17 protein-coding genes and 4 pseudogenes are annotated in these 20,077 nt (G+C 58.1%); 12 read left to right on the top strand and 9 right to left on the bottom strand.

The window, feature by feature from the left end:
• Positions 1-4: 4 nt before the first annotated feature.
• Positions 5-151 (bottom strand): annotated as a pseudogene (locus ACYQR9_RS14965) (IS5/IS1182 family transposase); the annotation flags it as partial.
• 116 nt (positions 152-267) lie between these two features.
• Here ACYQR9_RS14965 and ACYQR9_RS14960 point away from each other — a divergent pair.
• Positions 268-507 carry a helix-turn-helix domain-containing protein gene (locus ACYQR9_RS14960; protein ID WP_461226997.1) on the top strand — a complete coding sequence of 80 codons (240 nt, stop codon included), beginning with the start codon at positions 268-270 and terminating at the stop codon, positions 505-507.
• A gap of 399 nt (positions 508-906) precedes the next feature.
• Here ACYQR9_RS14960 and ACYQR9_RS14955 read toward each other — a convergent pair.
• Positions 907-1,712, bottom strand: a protein-coding gene (locus ACYQR9_RS14955) for an IS5 family transposase (RefSeq protein ID WP_461226995.1) whose coding sequence is annotated in 2 segments (ribosomal slippage) — positions 907-1,382 and positions 1,382-1,712 — 807 coding nt in all. Because the reading frame shifts where the segments join, the coding sequence is not laid out codon by codon here.
• A gap of 298 nt (positions 1,713-2,010) precedes the next feature.
• Here ACYQR9_RS14955 and ACYQR9_RS14950 point away from each other — a divergent pair.
• The 3 genes from ACYQR9_RS14950 (at position 2,011) to ACYQR9_RS14940 (ending at position 5,993) form a co-directional block, all read left to right on the top strand.
• On the top strand, positions 2,011-3,360 hold the full coding sequence (locus ACYQR9_RS14950; protein WP_461226993.1) for a site-specific DNA-methyltransferase: 1,350 nt from the start codon (positions 2,011-2,013) through the stop codon (positions 3,358-3,360).
• On the top strand, positions 3,360-3,827 hold the full coding sequence (locus ACYQR9_RS14945; RefSeq protein WP_461226991.1) for a DUF5681 domain-containing protein: 468 nt from the start codon (positions 3,360-3,362) through the stop codon (positions 3,825-3,827). Before ACYQR9_RS14950 ends, ACYQR9_RS14945 begins: the two co-directional genes overlap by 1 nt.
• Positions 3,828-4,181: 354 nt before the next feature.
• On the top strand, positions 4,182-5,993 hold the full coding sequence (locus tag ACYQR9_RS14940) for a DUF6538 domain-containing protein (RefSeq protein ID WP_461226989.1): 1,812 nt from the start codon (positions 4,182-4,184) through the stop codon (positions 5,991-5,993).
• Positions 5,994-6,585: 592 nt separating this feature from the next.
• Here ACYQR9_RS14940 and ACYQR9_RS14935 read toward each other — a convergent pair.
• Complete coding sequence (locus ACYQR9_RS14935; RefSeq protein WP_461226987.1) at positions 6,586-8,385, bottom strand: tetratricopeptide repeat protein; 1,800 nt, start codon at positions 8,383-8,385, stop codon at positions 6,586-6,588.
• A 355-nt stretch (positions 8,386-8,740) separates the two neighbouring features.
• Positions 8,741-9,874, bottom strand: coding sequence for a cyclophane-forming radical SAM/SPASM peptide maturase GrrM/OscB (gene grrM / locus ACYQR9_RS14930; protein ID WP_461226985.1), 1,134 nt, complete (start codon positions 9,872-9,874; stop codon positions 8,741-8,743).
• Between the two features lie 1,314 nt (positions 9,875-11,188).
• On the opposite strand from grrM, the gene ACYQR9_RS14925 reads away from it, so the two are divergent.
• Both ACYQR9_RS14925 and ACYQR9_RS14920 read left to right on the top strand, forming a co-directional pair.
• Positions 11,189-11,875 carry a zinc metallopeptidase gene (locus ACYQR9_RS14925; RefSeq protein WP_461226983.1) on the top strand — a complete coding sequence of 229 codons (687 nt, stop codon included), beginning with the start codon at positions 11,189-11,191 and terminating at the stop codon, positions 11,873-11,875.
• A 193-nt stretch (positions 11,876-12,068) separates the two neighbouring features.
• A pseudogene (locus tag ACYQR9_RS14920) lies at positions 12,069-13,030 on the top strand (IS630 family transposase).
• A gap of 165 nt (positions 13,031-13,195) precedes the next feature.
• Here ACYQR9_RS14920 and ACYQR9_RS14915 read toward each other — a convergent pair.
• Positions 13,196-13,396: a hypothetical protein gene (locus ACYQR9_RS14915; protein WP_461226981.1), complete on the bottom strand. Its 201-nt coding sequence runs from the start codon at positions 13,394-13,396 to the stop codon at positions 13,196-13,198.
• A gap of 172 nt (positions 13,397-13,568) precedes the next feature.
• Here ACYQR9_RS14915 and ACYQR9_RS14910 point away from each other — a divergent pair, with 172 nt between their 5' ends.
• A complete protein-coding gene (locus tag ACYQR9_RS14910) occupies positions 13,569-14,123 on the top strand; it encodes a PAS domain-containing protein (protein WP_461226979.1) in 555 nt (184 codons plus the stop codon).
• A gap of 326 nt (positions 14,124-14,449) precedes the next feature.
• Here the strand turns inward: ACYQR9_RS14910 and ACYQR9_RS14905 are convergent, their stop codons facing one another.
• Entirely contained in the window at positions 14,450-14,764 is a 315-nt protein-coding gene (locus ACYQR9_RS14905) for a hypothetical protein (protein ID WP_461226977.1), read from the bottom strand.
• Between the two features lie 52 nt (positions 14,765-14,816).
• Between ACYQR9_RS14905 and ACYQR9_RS14900 the strand changes: the two genes are divergently transcribed.
• Positions 14,817-15,083, top strand: coding sequence for a hypothetical protein (locus ACYQR9_RS14900; protein ID WP_461226975.1), 267 nt, complete (start codon positions 14,817-14,819; stop codon positions 15,081-15,083).
• 3 nt (positions 15,084-15,086) lie between these two features.
• On the opposite strand, the gene ACYQR9_RS14895 is transcribed toward ACYQR9_RS14900, so the two are convergent.
• A complete protein-coding gene (locus ACYQR9_RS14895) occupies positions 15,087-15,326 on the bottom strand; it encodes a DUF6894 family protein (RefSeq protein WP_056432528.1) in 240 nt (79 codons plus the stop codon).
• 362 nt (positions 15,327-15,688) lie between these two features.
• Between ACYQR9_RS14895 and ACYQR9_RS14890 the strand changes: the two are divergent.
• Positions 15,689-17,416, top strand: a pseudogene (locus ACYQR9_RS14890) (GGDEF domain-containing protein).
• Positions 17,417-17,442: 26 nt separating this feature from the next.
• Positions 17,443-17,867, top strand: a pseudogene (locus ACYQR9_RS14885) (IS630 family transposase); the annotation flags it as partial.
• 28 nt (positions 17,868-17,895) lie between these two features.
• On the opposite strand, the gene ACYQR9_RS14880 reads toward ACYQR9_RS14885, so the two are convergent.
• Positions 17,896-18,546, bottom strand: a complete 651-nt coding sequence (locus ACYQR9_RS14880) for a PAS domain-containing protein (protein WP_461226973.1) — start codon at positions 18,544-18,546, stop codon at positions 17,896-17,898.
• A 48-nt stretch (positions 18,547-18,594) separates the two neighbouring features.
• Here ACYQR9_RS14880 and ACYQR9_RS14875 point away from each other — a divergent pair, with 48 nt between their 5' ends.
• The gene (locus ACYQR9_RS14875) at positions 18,595-18,999 is read left to right on the top strand and encodes a hypothetical protein (RefSeq protein ID WP_461226971.1); all 405 of its coding nucleotides are present in this window, start codon (positions 18,595-18,597) and stop codon (positions 18,997-18,999) included.
• A 211-nt stretch (positions 19,000-19,210) separates the two neighbouring features.
• The gene (locus ACYQR9_RS14870; protein WP_461226969.1) at positions 19,211-19,411 is read left to right on the top strand and encodes a hypothetical protein; all 201 of its coding nucleotides are present in this window, start codon (positions 19,211-19,213) and stop codon (positions 19,409-19,411) included.
• Positions 19,412-19,472: 61 nt separating this feature from the next.
• On the opposite strand, the gene ACYQR9_RS14865 is transcribed toward ACYQR9_RS14870, so the two are convergent.
• The gene (locus tag ACYQR9_RS14865; RefSeq protein WP_461226967.1) at positions 19,473-19,673 is read right to left on the bottom strand and encodes a hypothetical protein; all 201 of its coding nucleotides are present in this window, start codon (positions 19,671-19,673) and stop codon (positions 19,473-19,475) included.
• Positions 19,674-20,077 lie beyond the last annotated feature (404 nt).

The following is a 20,077-nucleotide window of genomic DNA, read 5'->3' as shown; positions in this document are numbered from 1 at the left end:
CAAAGTCCCACCCGAGAGCAGCACGAACAGGATGCACCGTCAGTGCGGCCCGGTTCTCAATCGAACGACGTCCGCCCTTCAGAAGGGGCCGGGGCGGTAGGAGCGGAGCGATTTCATCCCAGAGATTATCGGGGAGAAGCGGTCTGGCCATGCTAAACCGACGTTCATCATATGGCTCGGTGCCGTTCTGTTAGGCACTCTTAGTCCCTTCGGCGCATCTGATGACCCCTGCATGCTGTGGGCTTTTGGAAAGATGTCGAATGCAGTATGCCAAATTTATTGTTCCAGTTTGCCGTTGACGCATTCGAACCTCAAGCTACGCAGGAAGCTATGTCGGACGATAACAAGGATGGAAACGCGGGTGCAATTGGCCTTCGCGTAAAGTCTTTGCGACGTTCTGCTGGGCTGAGCCAAGCTAGTCTAGGAAGTGCCTTGGGTGTAACATTTCAACAGGTACAGAAATATGAGAGCGGCCAGAGTAAAATAGCCGCTGACAAGCTTCAATAGATAGCGCAGGCTTTGGGAGTCGATATCAGCTCCTTTTACAACGAGCACTCTGAGAGAACTTCCGCTGTCGAGATGCTGGAACTCAGCGGACTTTCAACCTCACCGGACGGGGTATATTTCAGGGAAGCGTTCGATAAAATTAAAGATCCGCGCGCCCGTTATCTGTTGGCTGAGCTTGCTCGATTATTCTGTGACATAGAATCTGCAAAATAGTATTCTTACCTAAGACAATTTTATGTAAATGAGTTGGTGCGCCATAAGGAAAGAGCGTTTGTTGCTTGATTCGGAATGGTTGAAAATAACTAATTTTTTTTGCTAAGCAACTTGCTGTTGCAGGAGGACTGGGGCGAACATGGCTTGACACCCGACGGGCAAACTGCGCATTTTCGCTAAGAGCGCCTAACAGAACCGTTTGATCTGGTTGAGAGTGATGAGGCTGGTCGCGAGGCTGGTGAAGGCCTCGTAGATGTCTGCACGTCGCTCGTAGCGGACGGGCAAGCGGCGGAAGCGGTTGAACCACGCGTGGGTACGCTCGACGACCCAACGATGCCGACCGAGTTTCTCGCTGCTTTCGATACCCTTCCGCGCGATGCGCGGGACGATGCCCCGCGCCCGGCACTCATGGCGGCGGGGTCGGGCATCGTAGGCCTTGTCGGCGTGCAGCTTGTCCGGACGGCGTCGCGGTCGCCCTCGTCGACCACTCCGCAGAGGCGGAATGGCATCGAGGGTGGCCGCCATCATGACGGTGTCGTGTCTGTTGGCCCCGCTCAGGCAGAAGCCGAGCGGCGTGCCGCGCGCGTCGGTGACGAGGTGGCGCTTCGTGCCCGGCTTCCCCCGGTCCGTCGGGTTCGGGCCGGTGGCAGGCCCCCTTTTTTAGCCGGGACAGACGCGCTGTCCAGGCAAGCCCGGTTCCAGTCGATCTCACCCGCTGCGTGCAGGCGCTCCAGCAGCACGTGATGCAGGCGGCTCCATACGCCCGCCGCTTGCCAGTCCCGCAGCCGCCGCCAGCAACTCATGCCGGAGCCGCAGCCCATCTCGGCCGGTAGCATCTCCCACGGCAGACCCGAGCGCAGCACGAACAGGATGCCCGTCAGGGCGGCCCGGTTCTCGATCGGACGACGCCCGCCCTTCGGACGGGGCCGAGGTGGCGGGAGGAGCGGAGCGATCTCATCCCAGAGATCATCGGGGAGAAGCGGTCTGGCCATGCCAAACCAACGCTGAACTTCCAGCTTCGTGCCGTTCTGTTAGACGCTCTAAGTCGAAGGTTTCGTGTCCGCAGCGGACCAGCTCCGACTCACCCGCAATCGTGATCCTTTCCGAACAGCGCGCCTGAACAGCCCGCGGCTCGATTGCATGTCCCCTCGCCCCGCGGCACCCGCCCCGGGGCGTTTCTGCCTCCGGGCCCGAGCGGCCCTCCTCTCAAACCACCGCGCCGACCTTGACCCTGCTGCCTTCCGGCACGCGGGCCCGTCGTCGTGCGCGCTTTCCAAGGACATCCTCATCATGACGACGAACACGCCTGCCTTCCCGGTGGCCGGGTTGACCATCCTCGACCAGGCTCCATCCGCCCTCAGACCCAACCCGCGCAACGCCCGCACCCATTCGAAGAGGCAGATCGCCAAGATCGCCGACAGCATGAGGGCATTCGGCTTCACCGTTCCACTTGTCGTCGACGAGACCGGGCTCGTGCTCGCCGGGCACGGACGGTTGTTGGCGGCAAAGCAACTCGGCCTGCCCACCGTCCCGACCGTCCGGCTCGATCACCTGAGCGACACGCAGAAGCGCGCCTACGCCATCGCCGACAACAAGATCGCGACCCTGGCCGGCTGGGATCGAGCCACGCTCGCCCTCGAACTCGGTGAGCTCGCCATCCACCTGCCCGAGATCGGCCTGGATCTCTCCGTCACCGGCTTCGAGATCGCCGAACTCGATCTGCTGACGGGGGATCTCGAAGAGGAGCGCCTCGCCTCGCGCGAGGACGAGCAGCATGAGCCCGAAACACCGGTCTCGCAGCTCGGTGACCTCTGGCAGCTCGGCCCAAACCGGATCCTGTGCGGCAGCGCGTGCAGCCACGATGACGTGGAGCGTCTGATGGGTGGACGAGAGGCGGACATGGTCTTCACCGATCCCCCCTACAACGTCCCCGTCAACGGTCACGTCATGGGCCGTGGCCGGGTCCAGCACCGCGAGTTCGTCATGGGCTCGGGCGAGATGACGGAGGACGCCTTCACGGCCTTCCTGAGCGAGAGCCTCGGCAATGCGGTCTCGGTCTCCCGTGATGGCGCCCTGCACTACGTTTGCATGGATTGGCGGCACCTGCCGGAGCTGCATGCCGCGACCCGCCCGCTCTATGGCGAGCAGAAGAACCTTATCGTGTGGAGCAAGACCAATCCGGGGCAGGGCTCGCTCTACCGCTCGCAGCACGAACTGATCGCGCTCTACAAAGTCGGTACAGCCAGCCACACCAACAACGTCGAGCTTGGCCGGCACGGGCGCAACCGTTCGAACGTGTGGACCTATTCCGGCGTCAACACCTTCAAGGGCGCGGGCGATCTGGCGCTGCATCCCACCGTCAAGCCGGTGGCCCTGGTCGTCGATGCGATCAAGGACGTGACGCGCCGCGGTGCGATCGTCCTCGATCCGTTCTCAGGCAGCGGTACGACCCTGCTGGCTGCGGAGAAGACGGGACGTGAGGCACGGGTGCTCGAACTCGACCCGGTCTATGTCGATGTCGCTGTTCGGCGCTGGCAGACCTTCACGGGACGGGACGCCATCCTCGACGGCACAGCTGAGACCTGGGACGAGGTCCGATCGGCCCGTATGGCCCCTGCCCTGCTCGAAGAGGCTGCGTGATGGCTGACGCTGCGAACACCGCGATGACCAAACCGAAGCGACCCGCCGCGTACGAGGTCGGCTACGGCAAACCGCCGGCCGACCGCCGCTTCCGGAAGGGTCAGTCCGGCAATCCCCGCGGTCGGCCCCGAGGCCAGGCGGCGCCGCTTGGTCGGCGCGATCTTCTGGATGCGTTCACCCAGGCCGCACGTGAGCCGATTGCCATCACCAAGGACGGTCGTACGATCCGGACAACTCAGATCGAGGCGCTTGCCCAGCAACTCACCCGGAAGGCACTGCAGGGGGATATGAGGGCGGCGAAGCTCCTTTTCGATAATATCAAAGCCCTGGCTCCGGCGGACGAGCCCGATGGCATGTCGTTCGAGGAGCGACTGCTACTCCTTGATGAAGGACCAAAGGATCTTCCTGGCATCACGGTCCGGTTCGTCGACGCTGATGACATCCAGAGGAAGCCAATGGGGACCTGAGCCCCCCTCCCCTGATCCCTCAAACATCATGCAGCCGGGGAGCCTCACGGCTCTCCGGCTTTTTTGCATTCGAACCCGGACGATCCCTGCTCCCACCGATAGGCTTGCCTGTTTCGGCCAAACACGCTCCCTGTTTGGTCAGGACCAATTCCCTGTTCCGCCGCACAGGGAATTGTCTCTTAAATCATTGCCTCGGCTGCAGTATTTCCAACCTAAATCGAGCCTGGAAGCTGCACCGCGACGTTTTCCCTGTTGTTTTCCCTGTTAGCAGGGAAACGGCAGCAGAGACCGGTTTGGACAGGATGCGTGCCCCACCACTTGCCTTCTAAGGGCCTGTGGTGGCACAAGATACTGATGGAAAACAGCTTCTCAGACGCGACTGTGACACACGACTGTGACACATTGAGCGGTGAACCTGTGGCCCACCACCCCAATCTCACGACCCGCGAAGGCACGTACTATCTCCGCATGCGGGTGCCGGTGGATATCGCCCGTGACGTCGGGCGGTCACATCTCGTTCGCAGCCTTCGGACGAAGGATCGGCGCGTCGCGCTTACCCGGTTTCGCATTGAGCAAGCGCGGCTGGAACGAGAGTGGGAGACCGTGAGGCGGCAGCGCTCAGAAATCGCTCAAACGCGGCAGCTTCTCGCATCCGGCCGCCTAGAGAGGCTTGCACCGCGCGAAATCGAAGACCTTGCCATCCGGTGGTTCGAAGAAGCCGTGCAACAAGTTGCACGCTCGCCCGAAGAGAGGGACGAACTGCGTTTTGTGGATTGGGAGACGGTCCTGGCCGATGCGCGGGCAGAGGGCCAGATCCTCGAAAGCCCTCGGCCGGACGATTACCTCGAAGCGGTGCGGGCGACGACAGATCAAATTCTACTGCGCGCTGGCATGCCTCCGGAGCCACACGGTCCTGGAAAGCTGCGCCGTTCGGTGCGCCGGCCGAACATTGACTGGAACGGCGATCCCTACCGCCGACTGGCAAGCGTAGTGCGGCGCGCCATGCTTGCGCTCAACGCCCGACAAGTGGCTGCCCTCGCGGGCAGCACTGGTAGCAAAGGCGATCCACTCTTCGACGGCACGCCGCGACCTGATGCGCAGCCAAAACGGACGCTGGACGATCTTATCCGCGCTTTCGAAAGCGACCCCGGTCGGGGCGCGCGTACCGGGAAGACGAATGCGGACTATGGAATGGTCTTCCGCGCCCTCCGAGAGTTGGTCGGTACGGACATGGACATCTCCGGGCTCTCGCGCGACCACGCTAAGCAGGTTCGTGACCTGTTCCGGGCGCTACCACCGAATGCGACGAAGCGGTTCCCCACCTTTTCGCTGGCACAGGCTGCTGAGACTGCAAAGCGTGAAGGGCTGGCTCCGCTCAACACCCAGACCGTGAACTCCCACATCACGAAGATGGCAACGCTCTTCAATTGGGCTGTCCGGGAGGAGTGGTTGAGCAAGAACCCCGCCACTGGGCTAACGATTGAGGAAGCCCCCCAAGCGAAGCGGGAGCCGTTCTCGCTTCAACAAATGCGGGCCATTTTCAACGCACCGCTCTACACCGGATGCACTGACGACGAGATAGGCTACGCCAAGGTTGGTCCTCTCCGCCCACGCCGTGCGCGATTTTGGGTGCCAATCCTGAGCCTGTTCCACGGGCTTCGGCTGAATGAGTGCTGCCAGCTTGCACCGGATGACATTGCGGAGCGCGACGGCGTAGCGGTGATCCTAGTTCGGGCCGCCGAAGCCTCACAGCGGGTTAAGAGCAAGACGGGAACCCGCATCGTCCCGCTACACCCTGAAATCCTCGCCATGGGGATTCTCGACTTCGTAGCGGACGCTCGAAAGGCGTCCCAAGGTAGGCTGTTCCCAGAGTTGAGCGCGGATAGCCGTGGATACTTCTCCGACGCGTTTCAGAAATGGTTCGCTCGCTTTTTGAAGAGTTGCGGCGCAGCGAAAGCTTCGACCACTTTTCACTCCTTCCGACACGGCTGGGCCGACCGGCTCCGTGAGGCTGGCGTTCCGGAAGACCGGCGACGGGCTCTCGGCGGATGGGCTGATACCGGAGTAGATGCCGGCTACGGACGAGGCTTCCCGACGAAAATGCTCGCCGACGACATTGCAAGCGTCAAATTCTCAGGACTTTCTCTCGAACACTTAAAGATCTGAGCGGCTGGTGGTCCAATTCTAACAATTGGCACCATCCGCTCCCGACCTTTGTCGAACCCTAGGAAGGTCTGCTTCCCAGTTGCGTGGTGGGCGGCGACCCAAGACCGGGTTGGGTGGGTTTCTGCCATTCGGTTTCCGAGCATCGAGCTCAAAAAGCGGACATTATTGTCCTGACCGCTCACGACCCAATGCGGAACCTGAAGTCGTCACCTTGTGGGCAATTTAACTTCAATCCAGGAATGATTCTTGCAAACCGCGGTCGAGTTTTGCTGTCGTTAGGGCGCGGCCGATCTCACCAGCGGCCTTGCCCGCGGCCTGTACGACGAGGGCAACGATTGCGTTCACTTACCCTATCGTAGCCAAGCTCCCGCTCAACCGGGAGCTGGAGTATTTCGCAGATTAGGCAGATGACGCTAAACCGCCGGAGGTCGCGGCAGCCTCCGACAAAGGCCTGTTACCGTGCGCATTCAAGAAGCACCGCATATCCACCATTCCTCGGCGCTGATCTTTACATCGAGTTACTAATACGGCCCACGGTAATTGAGAATGTCATTCTCCGTAGAGGTAAGCACAAAGGACTACGTTATCATTATCACAAAACGCAGTCCCCAGGCGAAACCCCGGGCGAAAGGCTTTGGACTAGCTTATCAGCTGTGATCGAATCAGGATGCAAAAGTCCAAGCCTGGCAAGGCGTAGATCGTGTGCTTTGATAGCACAAGCTAGCGCTCCCGTGATATCGCCTCTTCGCTTTTGCAATTGCGCTCTTACGAATAGGATCGTCGCCCACTGTGGACATGTTTCTCCAACTTTCCTGGACACGATCTTAGCCGCGGACGAGAGTGCCAATGTAGCACGGTTCAGCCTGTCACCCAATTGACTGTCCTCCGGATCTAGAACTAGCGACTGAGCTTGGAGGATTCGCGTGCTAGCGGTTTCAATCCCGTCCAGGCCGAAAATAGGAACTTTAACTTTGAGTGCGTCAGATGCCGTATTGAAGGCCAGATCGTATCGACTCTGCGCTATTTGCAGCTCTGCGATGAGGTCTAGGGAACGCGCATAAAAAGGATGTTGTCCCGAAAGCGACTTCATTCCAAGTCTAAGCGCCTCATTTAAGGTCTTATCGGCGAGCGGGAGACGATCCTTTCTTATATAATATCGACCAAGATTGTTAAGGGCTGGTATTTGCCTAAAATGCTGCGGTCCAAATTTTGCAGTTAAGATCTCCTGGGCGGTAGATATATCCAATAAAACAGAGTCGTAGCGAGCCTGCAGGGTATGTAGAAAAGCTAGGTTGCTTAAAGAGCTAGCAACGTTAGTATTGTTCGGAATTGACAGGCTCGTGAAAAGCTCTAATGCCTCATTTAGGAGAGCGTCAGCTTCGTCGTATCTACCCCAGTTGTGGTACACGGATCCAAGCTGACTCGCCGTGCTAGCTCGTTCAGCGGCTGTGGCTTGCGTATATCGAGTGCGCACCTCAAGTAAAACCTTCTCAGCTTCAGGGAGATCACCGACGGCCAAGAGCAAGGCTCCATAACTCTCCTCGACCTCTCGGGTTGCCAACGCAGCTTCCACATCAGGCGCAAGCCGCGTTCGTAAGTCCTTCGAGATTTCATTAGCCTCCGAATACCGACCAAAAGTGACCGCAAGACGCTGTAGTTTAGTGGCGACTTTCACGTTATTCGGTGCAATCACAGCTGCGCGGCGATAAGAGGCATAAGCATCGCTTAAGTCCCCTTCTTCTTCAGCCAAACCGCCAGCCTGCAAAAGGTTTGCTGCTGCTTCATTGGCATTTTTTGCTGCCTCCTCTTTGAGCAGCAAGGCCGCCGCCCGAGGTGAGCCACGAGAAAGTTCAATTTTAGCCTTTGCCATTTGTTTGGCCGGGATGTTTGATCCAATCTGGTCAAGCCGACGTCCCGCCTCTGCGGCGGCACTCACATACGCTTCGGTCGCTTTCGTGGGGTCGCCCAATTTGTCGAGCAAAGTCTGAAGAGAGACGAGGAGAGTACGCAGATCCTCGGCACTTAAAGATTGCTCCCCGGTCAGGCGAGCCTTTATTTGATCTCGACGAGCCGTCCATGCCGAAGTAAGCGTTGCCTCTGTCGTAGCCATGGTATCTTTTGAGGCTAGTATCACCAGAGCTACAAAGGAGGTCCCTATTAACGCGAGAACGGCCCAAAAAATCAGGGAATAAAATCGAGCCTTAAGCCACTGCTCGCCGGTTACCCCCCCTTCTGGTATGGGATCATATTCGCGCTGCATCAGAGCAGCACGTTGTTCGGGAGGGATATACAATAGCGACTTGAGCGTACCCCTTAACCGTTGGCGGCTGAAAATACCGTATGATACGACCACGAACGCGAGTGTACCGACTACAAGACTGAGGGTGATCACGGGGCCGCGCCGGCTTGTCGACTCATAATGATCTGGTTAAGCAGTTGCGGCTATCTGCATTGCTATAATTAGTATAACGCTTAGACAACCGAGTACGGCGATGAAGGTCCAGAATACGAGAGTACTGCGCCGAGCCTGAATCCACTCAGCGGCGGTCATTCCCTTCGGCGTCGTATCATACTCACGAGCTATAAGTTTGGCGCGGTCCCCTTCGGGGATCGACGTAATTATTTTAGATATTTGCTTCAATCTAAATTGCGCGCTTGCAGAATAGGTTAATGCGACCACTAGTACGAGATAAGCGACAAACGAGAAGGGACTCACAGCCGCAGTGGGTAGAGCCTTGACCAATCCGTCAAGCATCGAGCAGTGCTCCTCTGCCGGTGAGGCCGTCTTCGACCCAGCTAATGCCCAAATTTATCATGTTTTTTATTACAAGTCGGCAAAATAAGGTCTCCGACGACGCAAAGCTTCCGTTTTCAAAGTATTTGTTTGACGGAGCGCCTCCCCCACAAACGCCGAAGTATTCGCAACTCTGCCGGCAGGCATCTACTCCCGCGGCAACGTCTTTCGCGACGGCCAGCAGGCGCTCATCACGGAACAGGTCGGATAATGGACGGTCCGCAATATTGCCAAATATAAATGGCCCGTAGGCCGTATCGACTCCAAGAAGCTCTGGACAGAATGTTGACACGTTACCAAGTCGGTCAACGTTCAACGTGCGGAATGGCTCCGCAAGCGCGTTTCTAGGGGCAGTCAGGTCGGCTCCGAGTACGGCGTTAACTGCATAATCGATTTCTCGGACCCACTGCGGGAAGCTACTAGCGCGCAGTAGGTCATAGTATCGATCAAAAAAAGCTCGAAATCGTTGCTCAATACCTTCCTCTGTCAGTGATGACGTCGCGTTAGCGGCTTCCTGCTCCTCAACGTTAAAGCAGATCTCGCGAATATTATTCTCGAGAAAGAATTGAAAAATCTCGTCTGCGCACTCAAGAGAACTACTAGTTAGTACGGCAATCACGTGAAAGCGGATTTTCCCTTGCTGCAGAGTTCGAACTCCCCGCATCGTGCTGTCAAATGTGCCGCGTCCTCCACGATCCTTTCGACGAGCGTCGTGAAGTTTTTTCGGACCATCGAGGCTTACACCGACTGTGACTTCGTGCTGTCTGAAAAGATCGCACCAATCATCGTTAATTAATGTAGCATTCGTTTGAAAGTTATGCTTGATAGCAATCTTTCTCGGTCTGAGCTCCTCGATTATCTTAAATGCTTCTTTATAATAGCTAGGTGGCAGAACAGTTGGCTCGCCTGCATGCCAAGATATTTCAAGTTCGTCATCAATTAAATCGGACGCGAATAGATTCTTGGCCGCAGCCGTTAAGGTCTGCATGCTCATTGCGCCCTTAATGTTGCGCGAAGTCAGGTAGCAATAATCACAATCAATATTACAGAATGCCGTGGATTGTATAATGAGAATGGACGCAGGCATTCTGTATCTCTCAAAAAGTTCAGCACTTGTTCGCCGATGAATTGCTGGCGTTTCTGAAACAGTTATCGAACGCCTTGCTGAATTGCGTGAGCGTAATGCCGCCATCCCGCGTCTGAGTTGATTTGACAGTTGCATCGGCTTTGATGAGGGCAGAACGAAGGGACTGGATTCGATCTTCTACAGTCTCTCCCGAAGACTTATTTAGTGCAGTTGCCTCTGATGTGATTACACTCAGGCTGGCACAAAGGGCTATCGGCCCCACAGCCGCGAAAACCTTGTTACGTGCCATTTCCCACTCCCAACTAGATAACTCGACATTATCGAGTTCGCACTCGACTGCAATCCCCCAATCAGAATGTCCCGCCCTGAACGGGAAATTTTTACATTCGTGTCTCATTTTTGGGCTTCCGGCGCATCTTGTTAGTTGCGAACGGGAACCCTCGTTAGAACCTGGATTTCGGTGCTGGTGGTCGTTGTCGCTTGCTGGCTATGGAAAAAGACGCAGTTCATTGCCAAGTATGGACGCCGAAATGGGGTGCTTTCAGAGTTCGCTTCAAGAACGGGATGACCGACAACATTCACCGTCCTGGCGACAGGAAAATTGGTAAATTTCAGGGCTCCCCCCCAGCTCGATAGCCGCTCCGGCAGCGTAGAACGCACGGCCCTTTCTGCCCACCCACTAGCTGCTCCTTCGTCCCCATGAGCGAAATCATCGCCGAGTGGTCAGTTTGGAGTTCGATGCCGTTGCGGTCCGGGTGGCCTCCGCTCCGAGCCAGGAGGCTATCTCGGCCGCGACTTGGATCCTGAAGGTGAGGTCGTGATCAGGCTGACAGCCACGGTCCGCGTCATGGTCGCGTTCGGGCCCGTAAACTCCTGCGAGAGCGCGAATAGCTGCCGGCCCTCAAGTACGATATTTCAGATGCATCCGACCTTAAGGGCGCCTTAGAGTTCCTGGCCGGAACGTACAATCCGGATAAGGTCGTTTTCCACCTACAGGTAGCCTTTGATACGGCCTTCGAGACAATTTGGGCGTACAAACAGATGTCGGTTTCTCGGCGTCCAGCCAACATGTGTTACCCGCTCAGAGGGGAAATTGCCCGACGGTCAACGAATGACCGCTTTCGGGTAACACGGGCGCGTGGGCTGTACGGCCGGGTTGGGTCGGATGCCGAACGTCCGCTTACGGACGCAAGGCCGGGGTCGGGTTTCCACCCAATCCAGTCTTTGACGCTGGTCAGGCCATTGTCGGACGGTGGATATTTTAAGCAAGGCGCCGCGCTTTCACGGATACGGCCGCGTGCCTACATATCCCTCGTGCCCGTCCTCCTAGCGCTTGGCGCCGTCCTCCTGTTCGGTCTGGTGTTCGGCCCCCAGTGGTGGGTGCGCCGGGCGATGCAGCAACACGCCACCGAGCGGCCGGACTTGCCCGGGACCGGCGGCGAACTCGCCCGCCATCTGCTCGACCTAGCCCAGCTGGAGCACGTCCTCGTCGAGATCGCGCCAGCCGACCACTACGATCCGATTGCGAACGTCGTGCGGCTATCGCCGGAAAACCATGACGGCCGCTCGATCACCGCGGTCGCGGTCGCAGCGCATGAGGTCGCCCACGCGCTCCAGCACGCGGCGGGGGATCGGCTCCTCGCGGCACGGGTAAGGTTCGCCCCGGTCGTGCAGGGCTTCGAGGTCGCCGCGGCCTTGGTGATGACGACCGCGCCCGTGGTCCTTGCCTTCGTCCATTCGCCTGCCCTGCTCGCCCTGCAGATGGGTATCGGCATTGCGCTCCTCGGCGTTCGCGTCCTGTTTCACTTCCTGACGCTGCCCGTCGAACTCAATGCAAGCTTTTGCCGGGCCCTTCCCATCTTGGAGACGGGTCGCTACCTCGACACAGGCGACATACCCGGCGCCCGCACTGTACTGCGCGCCGCCGCCCTCACGTACGTGGCCTCGTCCCTCGTGGCCCTCGTAAACATTGCCCGCTTTCGACGGCTCCTCCCGTTCTAAACGTCCAACGCGAGCGTCCGGTTTTCCGCCCCACTAAGTTGCGATCGGACCGTCGCCTTCCGGGCCTGACCCAGCCATCCCTCGTGGTTGCTGTGCGCCCTAGAGCGTTTTCGGTTTGCGCTGAGTCGATGCGGCGGGGTTCACAGAGATGCGGTAGGCTGATTCACTGATCGCTCTGGGTGAGGAGCGACCGATGGGACGGCCCTACAGTCATGATCTGCGCGAGCGGGTGGTGGAAGCCGCGGCCACGACCTCGCGCCGGCAGGCAGCAGCGCGGTTTGGGGTCGGTGTTGCCACCTCGATCCGCTGGATGGCCCCGCTCACGACGACCGGGACGGCGGCCCGACCGTAAGGATGCGCGCGCCGCTCGAAGCTCGATCCGTACGAGGCGTTCCTGCGCGGCGTGATCGACGCAAAGGACGACATCACCCTGGAGGAGATGCGGGCCTGGCTTCGGGACGAGCACGCTCTGACGGTCGGGCTCGGTACCCTTTGGACGTTCCTCGACGCGCGCGATCTCACGTACACAAAAACAGCCCACGCCGCGGAGCAGAACCGCCCGGATGTGAAGGCCGCCCGCGAGGTGTGGTTCGAAGGTCAGCTGGATCTCGACCCTGCCCGCCTCGTATTCCTCGACGAAACCTGGACCTCGACCAACATGGCCCGCACCCGCGGGCGTTCATCGCGCGGAGAGCGGCTTCGCTCGCCCGTGCCGCATGGCCATTGGAAGACCACGACCTTCGTGGCGGGCCTAAGCCTGTCCGGGATCGCCGCGCCGTTCGTGCTGGATGGGCCGATCAATCTGGGCGCCTTCCAGCCCTACGTCGACCGCGTCTTGGCGCCCGAACTCGTTCCCGGCGACATCGTCGTCATGGACAACCTCGGCAGCTACAAGGGGCCTGCCGTGCAAGCCGCCATCGAGGCCGCGGGCGCACAGCTGTTGTTCCTCCCGCCCTACAGCCCCGAACCGAAGGACCGCGCAGCGACTTCAACCCTATCGAGATGGCCTTCTCGAAGCTAAAAGCGCTGCTGCGCAAAGCCGAGGAACGGACCGTCGAGGGAATGTGGTCGGCCATCGGGCGCCTCGTCGACGCCGTCACACCCGACGAGTGCGCCAACTTCTTCGCCGCAGCAGGATATGAGCGGATTAATTGAAAACGCTCTAAGGAGAAGCTAGCCGCCTGCCCGGAAGCGGACCTTCCGCATCCGAACCCTTGCAGACCCCGGGACAGTCCGCTTCCCAGCAGCGAGGCCTCGGGACTCACAACGGAACATTTCAATGTCGGTTCGGGTCGAACAACTACTGTAACCGCACTGCATTCAGGTTTCATCTTCAACAATTGCGCGGAGGGCTTGAAGGGCCCGGTAGCGCCCTTCCTGCGTCCTTATCTTGAACCACAGGCTCAAGCACTCGCTTGCATCCAAAGGCGTGCTGTCATGGTAGAACTGCTGCACAGGCACACCAATTTCGTGAGCGATTCGCTGGAGGAGTGCTGCAACACGCTTATCTGATTCTTCCATATCGAATTCTAAATCGTATCCAGAAAAAATTGTTCCCTGGAAAAATAACTCCGGCCTGTCCGTAGAGTGCTTGCACGAAGTCTGTTCGACTTTCTAAATAAAATCGTGATATAATTCCTTTTTGGCGCAGAGGCTTCAGCGTCGCATTGGAACTGAAGCTAAGGAGCGCCATATGATCTTCGTAACAAATTTTGACGGCGGCGTAAGCTACGTAAGTTACGAATGGACTGTGTTCACTGGGCAAGCAGCAACCGAGGTTGTTGGGCATGGATGGTTCAGCTGTGTCCATCCTGATGATTACGAGATCGCAGTTGGCTTTCTTCGCAAGGCGCACGAGCAGCAGAGCGAGTTCAGCATTCGCCTCCGGCTACAGCGCCCTGATAAGAGCTATACGTGGGTGATGATCGGAGCTGTCCCGTCCTTTGGACCACCGGGGAGCACCTTTTTAGGCTATCTCGGCTCAATGACCGAACTCAGTGCTGGTACCTTTGATCCTCTGACCGCCTACGGCACACTTGCGCGCTTCGTTCCACCGCCTTCGCACCCCTCGACGCCGTCAGGCTCTGCGTTGGAACTCGTGGCCAACTACTTACTAGTCGCACACGGGCTCATTGAGCAGGATCATGCAAAGGAAATGCTGCCTGTATTGCGGAATGCACTGCTTACGGCGGGCATATTGCTCGCTCAAAGCACCACATCACCTGCGCAAGGTAATAGCGTCCATTGAAAGGCGCAGGACAGAATGTCCGCTTCGGACCGCCGGGCTGAGGTCTGCTCCCCACCCGACCCGGTCGTAGAGCGGACGGACGGGTCCCAACCTAAATCGGTCAGTCCTCGCCATCCAAACCTGCCCGTAAGCAGCCATATGTCGAGCCGCGGTAGTGATGGGCCTACCATCGGTGATGGCACTAAGATCCGTATTCGCCAGAAAGCGGCTAGCCACGCCAAAGAGCGATCCACAGGCCACCGAAACGACCGTCACGCACTTGGTCGCGATACGGCGGAACAAGGGATGACAAGCCTATCCTGAAAATGGACTTCGCCGGACCATCATCAGAAGTGGCCTTCGGCTCGGATTGGGAGGCGCCTGAAGCGACGGCCGCATGCATGAAAGAGGGCGTTCGCGATGGCGGTGTTGTCACCAATGTTGCCGAGTTCGCCCAAGCCCTTCAGGCCAAGTGCATTCACCTCGGTATCCTCATCCGGCACCTGGATTGCCTCGACTTCCGGAGCATCGGCCGCCGTCGCGACAAGGTACTCGGCCAGATCCTCGTTGCAATACGCGCCATGATTGAGCATCGTTTCCTTCAGGAGAGCCGACCCCAAGCCATCCGGTCCTGTCGCAAACGCGAACTCGCTGACGTTCATGGGTCGTTAGCCATACCCGCCCAGCTTGCTGCCTCCGTTCCGGAGCCAGTCCATGATCCTCAACGCCCTCAAGCTAAAGCGCCAAGCGCGTGACGACTTCACCAAGGCGCTGATCAAAGAAACAAGGGTGATGCTGGACGAGCCAGAGGCCGAACCCAAGCGTCCATCCAAGCTCGGCGCTCAGAAGCTGACGCCTGAGGAGCAGAAGCGCAGGTTCGTCGAAGGGGCGCGTGAGGCCGGGGCCAGCGAGGATGAAGCGGACTTCGATGCAGCGTTTAAGCGGATCGCGAAGCCAAAAGTCCCGACAACTCCAAAGTAGACGCTACCGGATCAGCCACGTGCCTGTATAGGTCACGGCGGCTGAGTAGACAGGGTGCCCCTCTTCGTCAGTCACCAGCACAGAGAAAGCTTGGTGTTCGCCGTCCTTGCACACTTCATCGGCCGCTATCTCAGGTAGAACCTTCTTGGCATGCCGCGCCACTGCATTGAGATCGGTAAGTTCAATCCCCTCTTCATCACGAAGCGATACGCCGTCGTGGATGTCGAAGTAATAACGTGGCACAGCGGCTCTCCACACATAAAAGGCGGGAGCGCAATTTGTCTCTCAAGCGCGGGGCGCCAATCAGAGGGCCGCGATTGTTCTATCCTACACGAGGAGCATCGCAACCGCACTAACATCTACTGCGGCAAATGGCGAGTTCAACTCGTTGCTGGCCACTTCGCACGTCGTATATGTCGACGATATAATCGCCAAAACAAACGCGATTACGCTGGGGCCTAGCGAGAGCTACCCCCCCCGCTCGAAACGCGCCGGCTGGAAAAATCTTTTTCTTAGCCATCTTCTTTCACGCGGAAACAGGAGCTTGGGGCCCTTCTCCCTCCGGCGTGCCGATCCGTGTCGGTTCCAACATCATAGGACCGGCAATGGCACTGTGTGAGCGCGAAGCGGGTGTCGCGACGGCAAGCACCCGGCGCAGCAATGTCCGGCATCGCCTTGTCGCTCAGGTTGGTCTCGTCGTGGTCATGATCACGATCGTGCTCTCGGGCTTCTTTTACACCAACCGGCACCAGCAGGCTCTCATCGATCTGCGCGAAGGCGGGCGGCAGATGCGCATCGCCCAGGAAGCGCTCATGGACGCGGAAGCCTACGTCCTCAACAGAGCCCTCGGCGACCGGGACAGCGAATACAGCGAGTACAGCCGCGCCTTCGAAGCGTTGCATAGCCGTCGCGATACGTATCTGGCTCGCCTCGATCCTTTCCTAAAGATGCCCGACGGGACCAGCGCCTCCGCCGACGCCAGCATCAAGTCGCTCGAAGCCATCTGGACGGATACACTCGAACTCGTCCGTGCCGGAAAGCTGGAGGCGGCTCAGGCCCTGCTCAGGGAGCGCAGGAGTGCGGCTCTGATCGGCACCATGCGTCGCGCGTTCGATGCCTTCCTGGCCGACTGGAACTCGCACTTCGCCGATCACGAGACGCGCATTGAGATCGGCAAAACCATCGTGTTGCTCTCGCAGATCCTTATTGCCGGAGTGATGATCTTCGCATTCCGATCAAGTGCGCGAGATGCCCAGGCCCGGGCGACGGCCATCACGGACATGGACGCTTCCAGAACACAGATCGGCCATCTGTTCGAGATGACGGATATGCTCCAGAGCGCTGCCGATCATCACGATGCAAACGCAGTCCTCCGCGCCACCGCTGGCGAGTTGATCGGCGGGTTCAGCGGCGCGCTCTATGTCTTCAACAATTCGCGCGACCGCCTCGTCCTCTCGACCTCCTGGGCATGCGAAGATGGATCGCCCCCGCCGGAGGTGATCGCGATCAACCAGTGCTGGGCCATGAAGCGCGGCAAGCCGCACATCAACCGTGGCGGCTCCAGAGCCCTTTGCTGTGAGCATCATGTCTCCGGTCTCGCCGCCCTCGAAATACCGATGGTCGCGCGGGGTGAGAACCTTGGTCTTCTTCAGATCTTTGCGCATGGTTTGGACGCAGAGAAACGCCTCGCTGACATCCTGCCGCTGAGTTCGGCGCTCGGGGACGCGATGTCGCTCGCCCTGTCCAACATCGCTCTGCGCGAGAAGCTGCGCAACCAGGCGCTCCGCGATCCACTGACGGGCCTCTATAACCGACGCTACATGGAGGACAGTCTCGATCGATATGTCCGCATCGCTGAGCGCGAGGGGCGGATGGTTTCGGTGATCATGATCGACCTCGACCACTTCAAGCGCCTCAATGACGAGCACGGTCATGCGACAGGTGACGCTGTTCTGAGGGAAGCGGCGGCTGCGATCGTCGGAGCGCTCCGTGAGACCGATGTGGCCTGTCGCTACGGTGGCGAAGAACTGATCGTGTTTCTCCCCGACTGCAGCCTCGAGGATGCAGCGCTCTAGGCAGAACAAATCCGAGAGCGGATCGAGGCTCTGTCCGGGGCCCATGGTGCGAAGGTCTCGGCGTCGCTAGGGGTGTCCTCTCTGCCGAGCACATCAAGCAACAGCGCTGACCTCGTCAAGGCAGCCGACACGGCACTCTATCGAGCCAAACATAGCGGAAGAAACCAGGTCGCGACCGCTCCGGTTCAATCGGGCTGGCGTGCCGAAAGCGAAGCCCCGGCTAGCCCACAGGGGCGCCTTCGTGTCGCGGGCAAATAGCTTAACGGCACTTAAGAAGAAGTAAAACAACAACCGCGGGGCTGCCTGTCAGCAGCCTGACGACGAGACCGCCCTTCGACTGATTGATGGCCGGGGTCCGCTTCGGCCGCTATGCCGAAAAGGCCCTGGTGCCGGCCATGAAGCACGGTAGCACGGTCGTGCTCGACAACTTGTCCGCCCACAACGTCAGCGGCATCCGCGAGCGCATCGCTTCTGCAGGTGCCCGCCTGCTCTACCTCTCGGTCTATTCGCCCTAAACGAAAGACCGCTAAGAGATTTCAATCTGACCGAACTCGCCTGTGCCAAGCTCAAGGCCAATTTGGGTGCCCAGGCCGCCTGCACGGTCGCAGAACTCTGCAACACGCTCGCGCAGGTCCATGGACGCTTCACGCCGAATGAGTGCCGCAATTACCTGATAGCCGCAGGGTACGATGCCTTTGACCCAACCTGACTGGAAGCGGCTCTATAAAGTTTCAGAGTTAGTTCATCGAGCCGCGACGTCGGGCATCCGTAAGCTTCGACAACGCTCGTCCGACTTCAAGCAGCAGCATATCGCTCATCCGGTGCAGGAGAGGCTCAGGAAGCTCGTGGATTGCCTCCTGCGCCGCGAGGCAATGCTCGGCAGCCCGTTCCAAGGGGTGCTGATGCTTAAAGTCTGGAACGGGATTCGCCTCATGGTCACGAACACGCGATTGTGTGATGTCGATTAGCACACCGCTTCCACGCTGAGGCCGCCCTGCCTCGTCCAAGGTGATACGCCCACGATCCAGAACCCAACGTACAACGCCGTCAGCAGAGCAAACTCGGTACTCGAACGTGCAGCAAATTCCCGTCATCATACTGCGCACTATCTCGTCGGCAAAACGCTCACGATCCTCGGGATGCACCCCGGCAAGGAACACATCGAGCGCCACGCCGGCAGCCATCGCTGTGGGGTCGATATTGAACACGAGTGCAACGAGTGCGTCCGCATACGCGAGATCCTTCGCAACGTCGTATTCCCATCGTCCAATCAGGTCTGAAGCGTCGAGCGCCTGTTGCAACATGATCTGCGAGACCTGCGTCCCGCGCGTTTGAATACGCCCCACACGCGTCTCCAGAATCTGATAAGGTTCGATCCAATACGACAATATAAGCGAAACCTAAGTAAATCTATACCGGTAGAAAATTACTACGAGATGGTGCAAAATACATCGCTAAACGTGATTCAATCAAAAGTTGCGCTGGAGGGCCGCATGGGCCGGAAGTTGAGTTCGGCTGAAGCCGATGTGTTTGCCAAAGACAGTACAAGTTTGCCGAATCAGACCGCTGAAGTCACCTCGTCATATGGCTCAGTGCTTCAATCAAGAATTGCAAAGGCGCTGGATCTTTCCGTAGCGGACTTCCTCCATCCAGCTGAATCCGAGAAACATACCCAAGAAGCCAATCATGACGGCCATGCGCCGGAGACTGGGCTGACGCAAGACTGCGTGGATCTCATTGAGGCTTTTGTACGTGTGGTAGATCCTAAAGAGCGTGAACGCATTCTTAATATGGTTCGAAACGCGGCTCGCGTGAGCGAGCACGAGGAGCCGCAAGGTTGACGGCCCGATCTGTAGGCTAAGGCGGATTATCAGTATTTAACCGAAACTAATGCAGTTTCAAATAGAACAATACAGAACTATTTGCAGTCGCGGTTTTGGCGTCATCTGATCTGTATATATTTATCTTTATATTCGATGGTTTTCTTAATTTGCCCTGTGCGAGGCACGCTGGCTAGATCAGGGGTCTGTGGCTGGGTGAAAGGCCAAATACATGCCTGAAGCTCAGAAAATTTCGACCATCAGCCGTATTCAATCACTACTGGATGATGACTTCGCTGAAATTTCATCAGCCCTTAGTCGATTACAGGAATTATTACAACTAGAGGCCGCATCGCGATTGATAGCAGATCGGGGGGCACAAGTTAAGGATGGCGCGGTGATAGGCTGGTTAGCATGGCACTCCTTAATCTGATTGTTAACGGCGCATACGAAGCGTAGCCGATAGCAGATCGTGTCTATGTGCTACGTTGTTGCTATTTAGCATCACTTAAGCGAACAATTTCATTTCGCCGTTCCTCTCTTTGTGAAAGTTCCTGGCCGACCTGCCACAAGAGAGCACGTGTCAAAGCAATCATCGCAGGGGTGCCTGCTTCGATGACGGCCTCATGCGCCGACAAACAAGCCTCTGCCATCTCGTTGAAACGCTCGTCGTCTTCCATTTCTGCACCGTCCATTCTGTCCGAAACTGGTTGGATACTGGCAGGATAGCTTAAGTAATCAACGTGGATCAAACGCGAAATGTTCTAACTCAGGTTGTATTTTGCATGGCCTCCAAAAGATGCGATAAACCGGTTGCGCACAATCGGAGTTACACATGTGTAAGCGGGATGCCGCTGAGTACGAGTCAGACCAATCGGAAGCGCTATTGAACCGGATCGCTGTAGCACTCGATTGCCCGGTTGAAGTGTTCTCAGATCTGTCATTGCCTGATCGAAACCCTACGGCGGAGCTTCTGCAACTTTGGGCCATGATTGAGGTCGAGCAGGACCGATTGAAGGTGCTGAGCTTCATCCGCGGCTTGGCTCCCAGAACCGACGTTCCACAGAGCCGCTGACGTTTAAGCGCCATCCGCAGCCTG

This window comes from Methylobacterium sp. CM6241, from assembly GCF_054817845.1.
Note: the sequence above shows the minus strand (reverse complement) of the source record. Positions and strands in the feature narration are given on the sequence as shown.

Bases quoted from the DNA above. Each gene is read 5' to 3' on its own strand.
- ACYQR9_RS14960 (WP_461226997.1), top strand. From the start codon at position 268: ATGCCAAATTTATTGTTCCAGTTTGCCGTTGACGCATTCGAACCTCAA.
- ACYQR9_RS14950 (WP_461226993.1), top strand. From the start codon at position 2,011: ATGACGACGAACACGCCTGCCTTCCCGGTGGCCGGGTTGACCATCCTC.
- ACYQR9_RS14945 (WP_461226991.1), top strand. From the start codon at position 3,360: ATGGCTGACGCTGCGAACACCGCGATGACCAAACCGAAGCGACCCGCC.
- ACYQR9_RS14940 (WP_461226989.1), top strand. From the start codon at position 4,182: ATGGAAAACAGCTTCTCAGACGCGACTGTGACACACGACTGTGACACA.
- grrM (WP_461226985.1), bottom strand. From the start codon at position 9,874: ATGCCTGCGTCCATTCTCATTATACAATCCACGGCATTCTGTAATATT.
- ACYQR9_RS14915 (WP_461226981.1), bottom strand. From the start codon at position 13,396: ATGGAAGAATCAGATAAGCGTGTTGCAGCACTCCTCCAGCGAATCGCT.
- ACYQR9_RS14910 (WP_461226979.1), top strand. From the start codon at position 13,569: ATGATCTTCGTAACAAATTTTGACGGCGGCGTAAGCTACGTAAGTTAC.
- ACYQR9_RS14905 (WP_461226977.1), bottom strand. From the start codon at position 14,764: ATGAACGTCAGCGAGTTCGCGTTTGCGACAGGACCGGATGGCTTGGGG.
- ACYQR9_RS14900 (WP_461226975.1), top strand. From the start codon at position 14,817: ATGATCCTCAACGCCCTCAAGCTAAAGCGCCAAGCGCGTGACGACTTC.
- ACYQR9_RS14875 (WP_461226971.1), top strand. From the start codon at position 18,595: ATGGTGCAAAATACATCGCTAAACGTGATTCAATCAAAAGTTGCGCTG.
- ACYQR9_RS14870 (WP_461226969.1), top strand. From the start codon at position 19,211: ATGCCTGAAGCTCAGAAAATTTCGACCATCAGCCGTATTCAATCACTA.
- ACYQR9_RS14865 (WP_461226967.1), bottom strand. From the start codon at position 19,673: ATGGACGGTGCAGAAATGGAAGACGACGAGCGTTTCAACGAGATGGCA.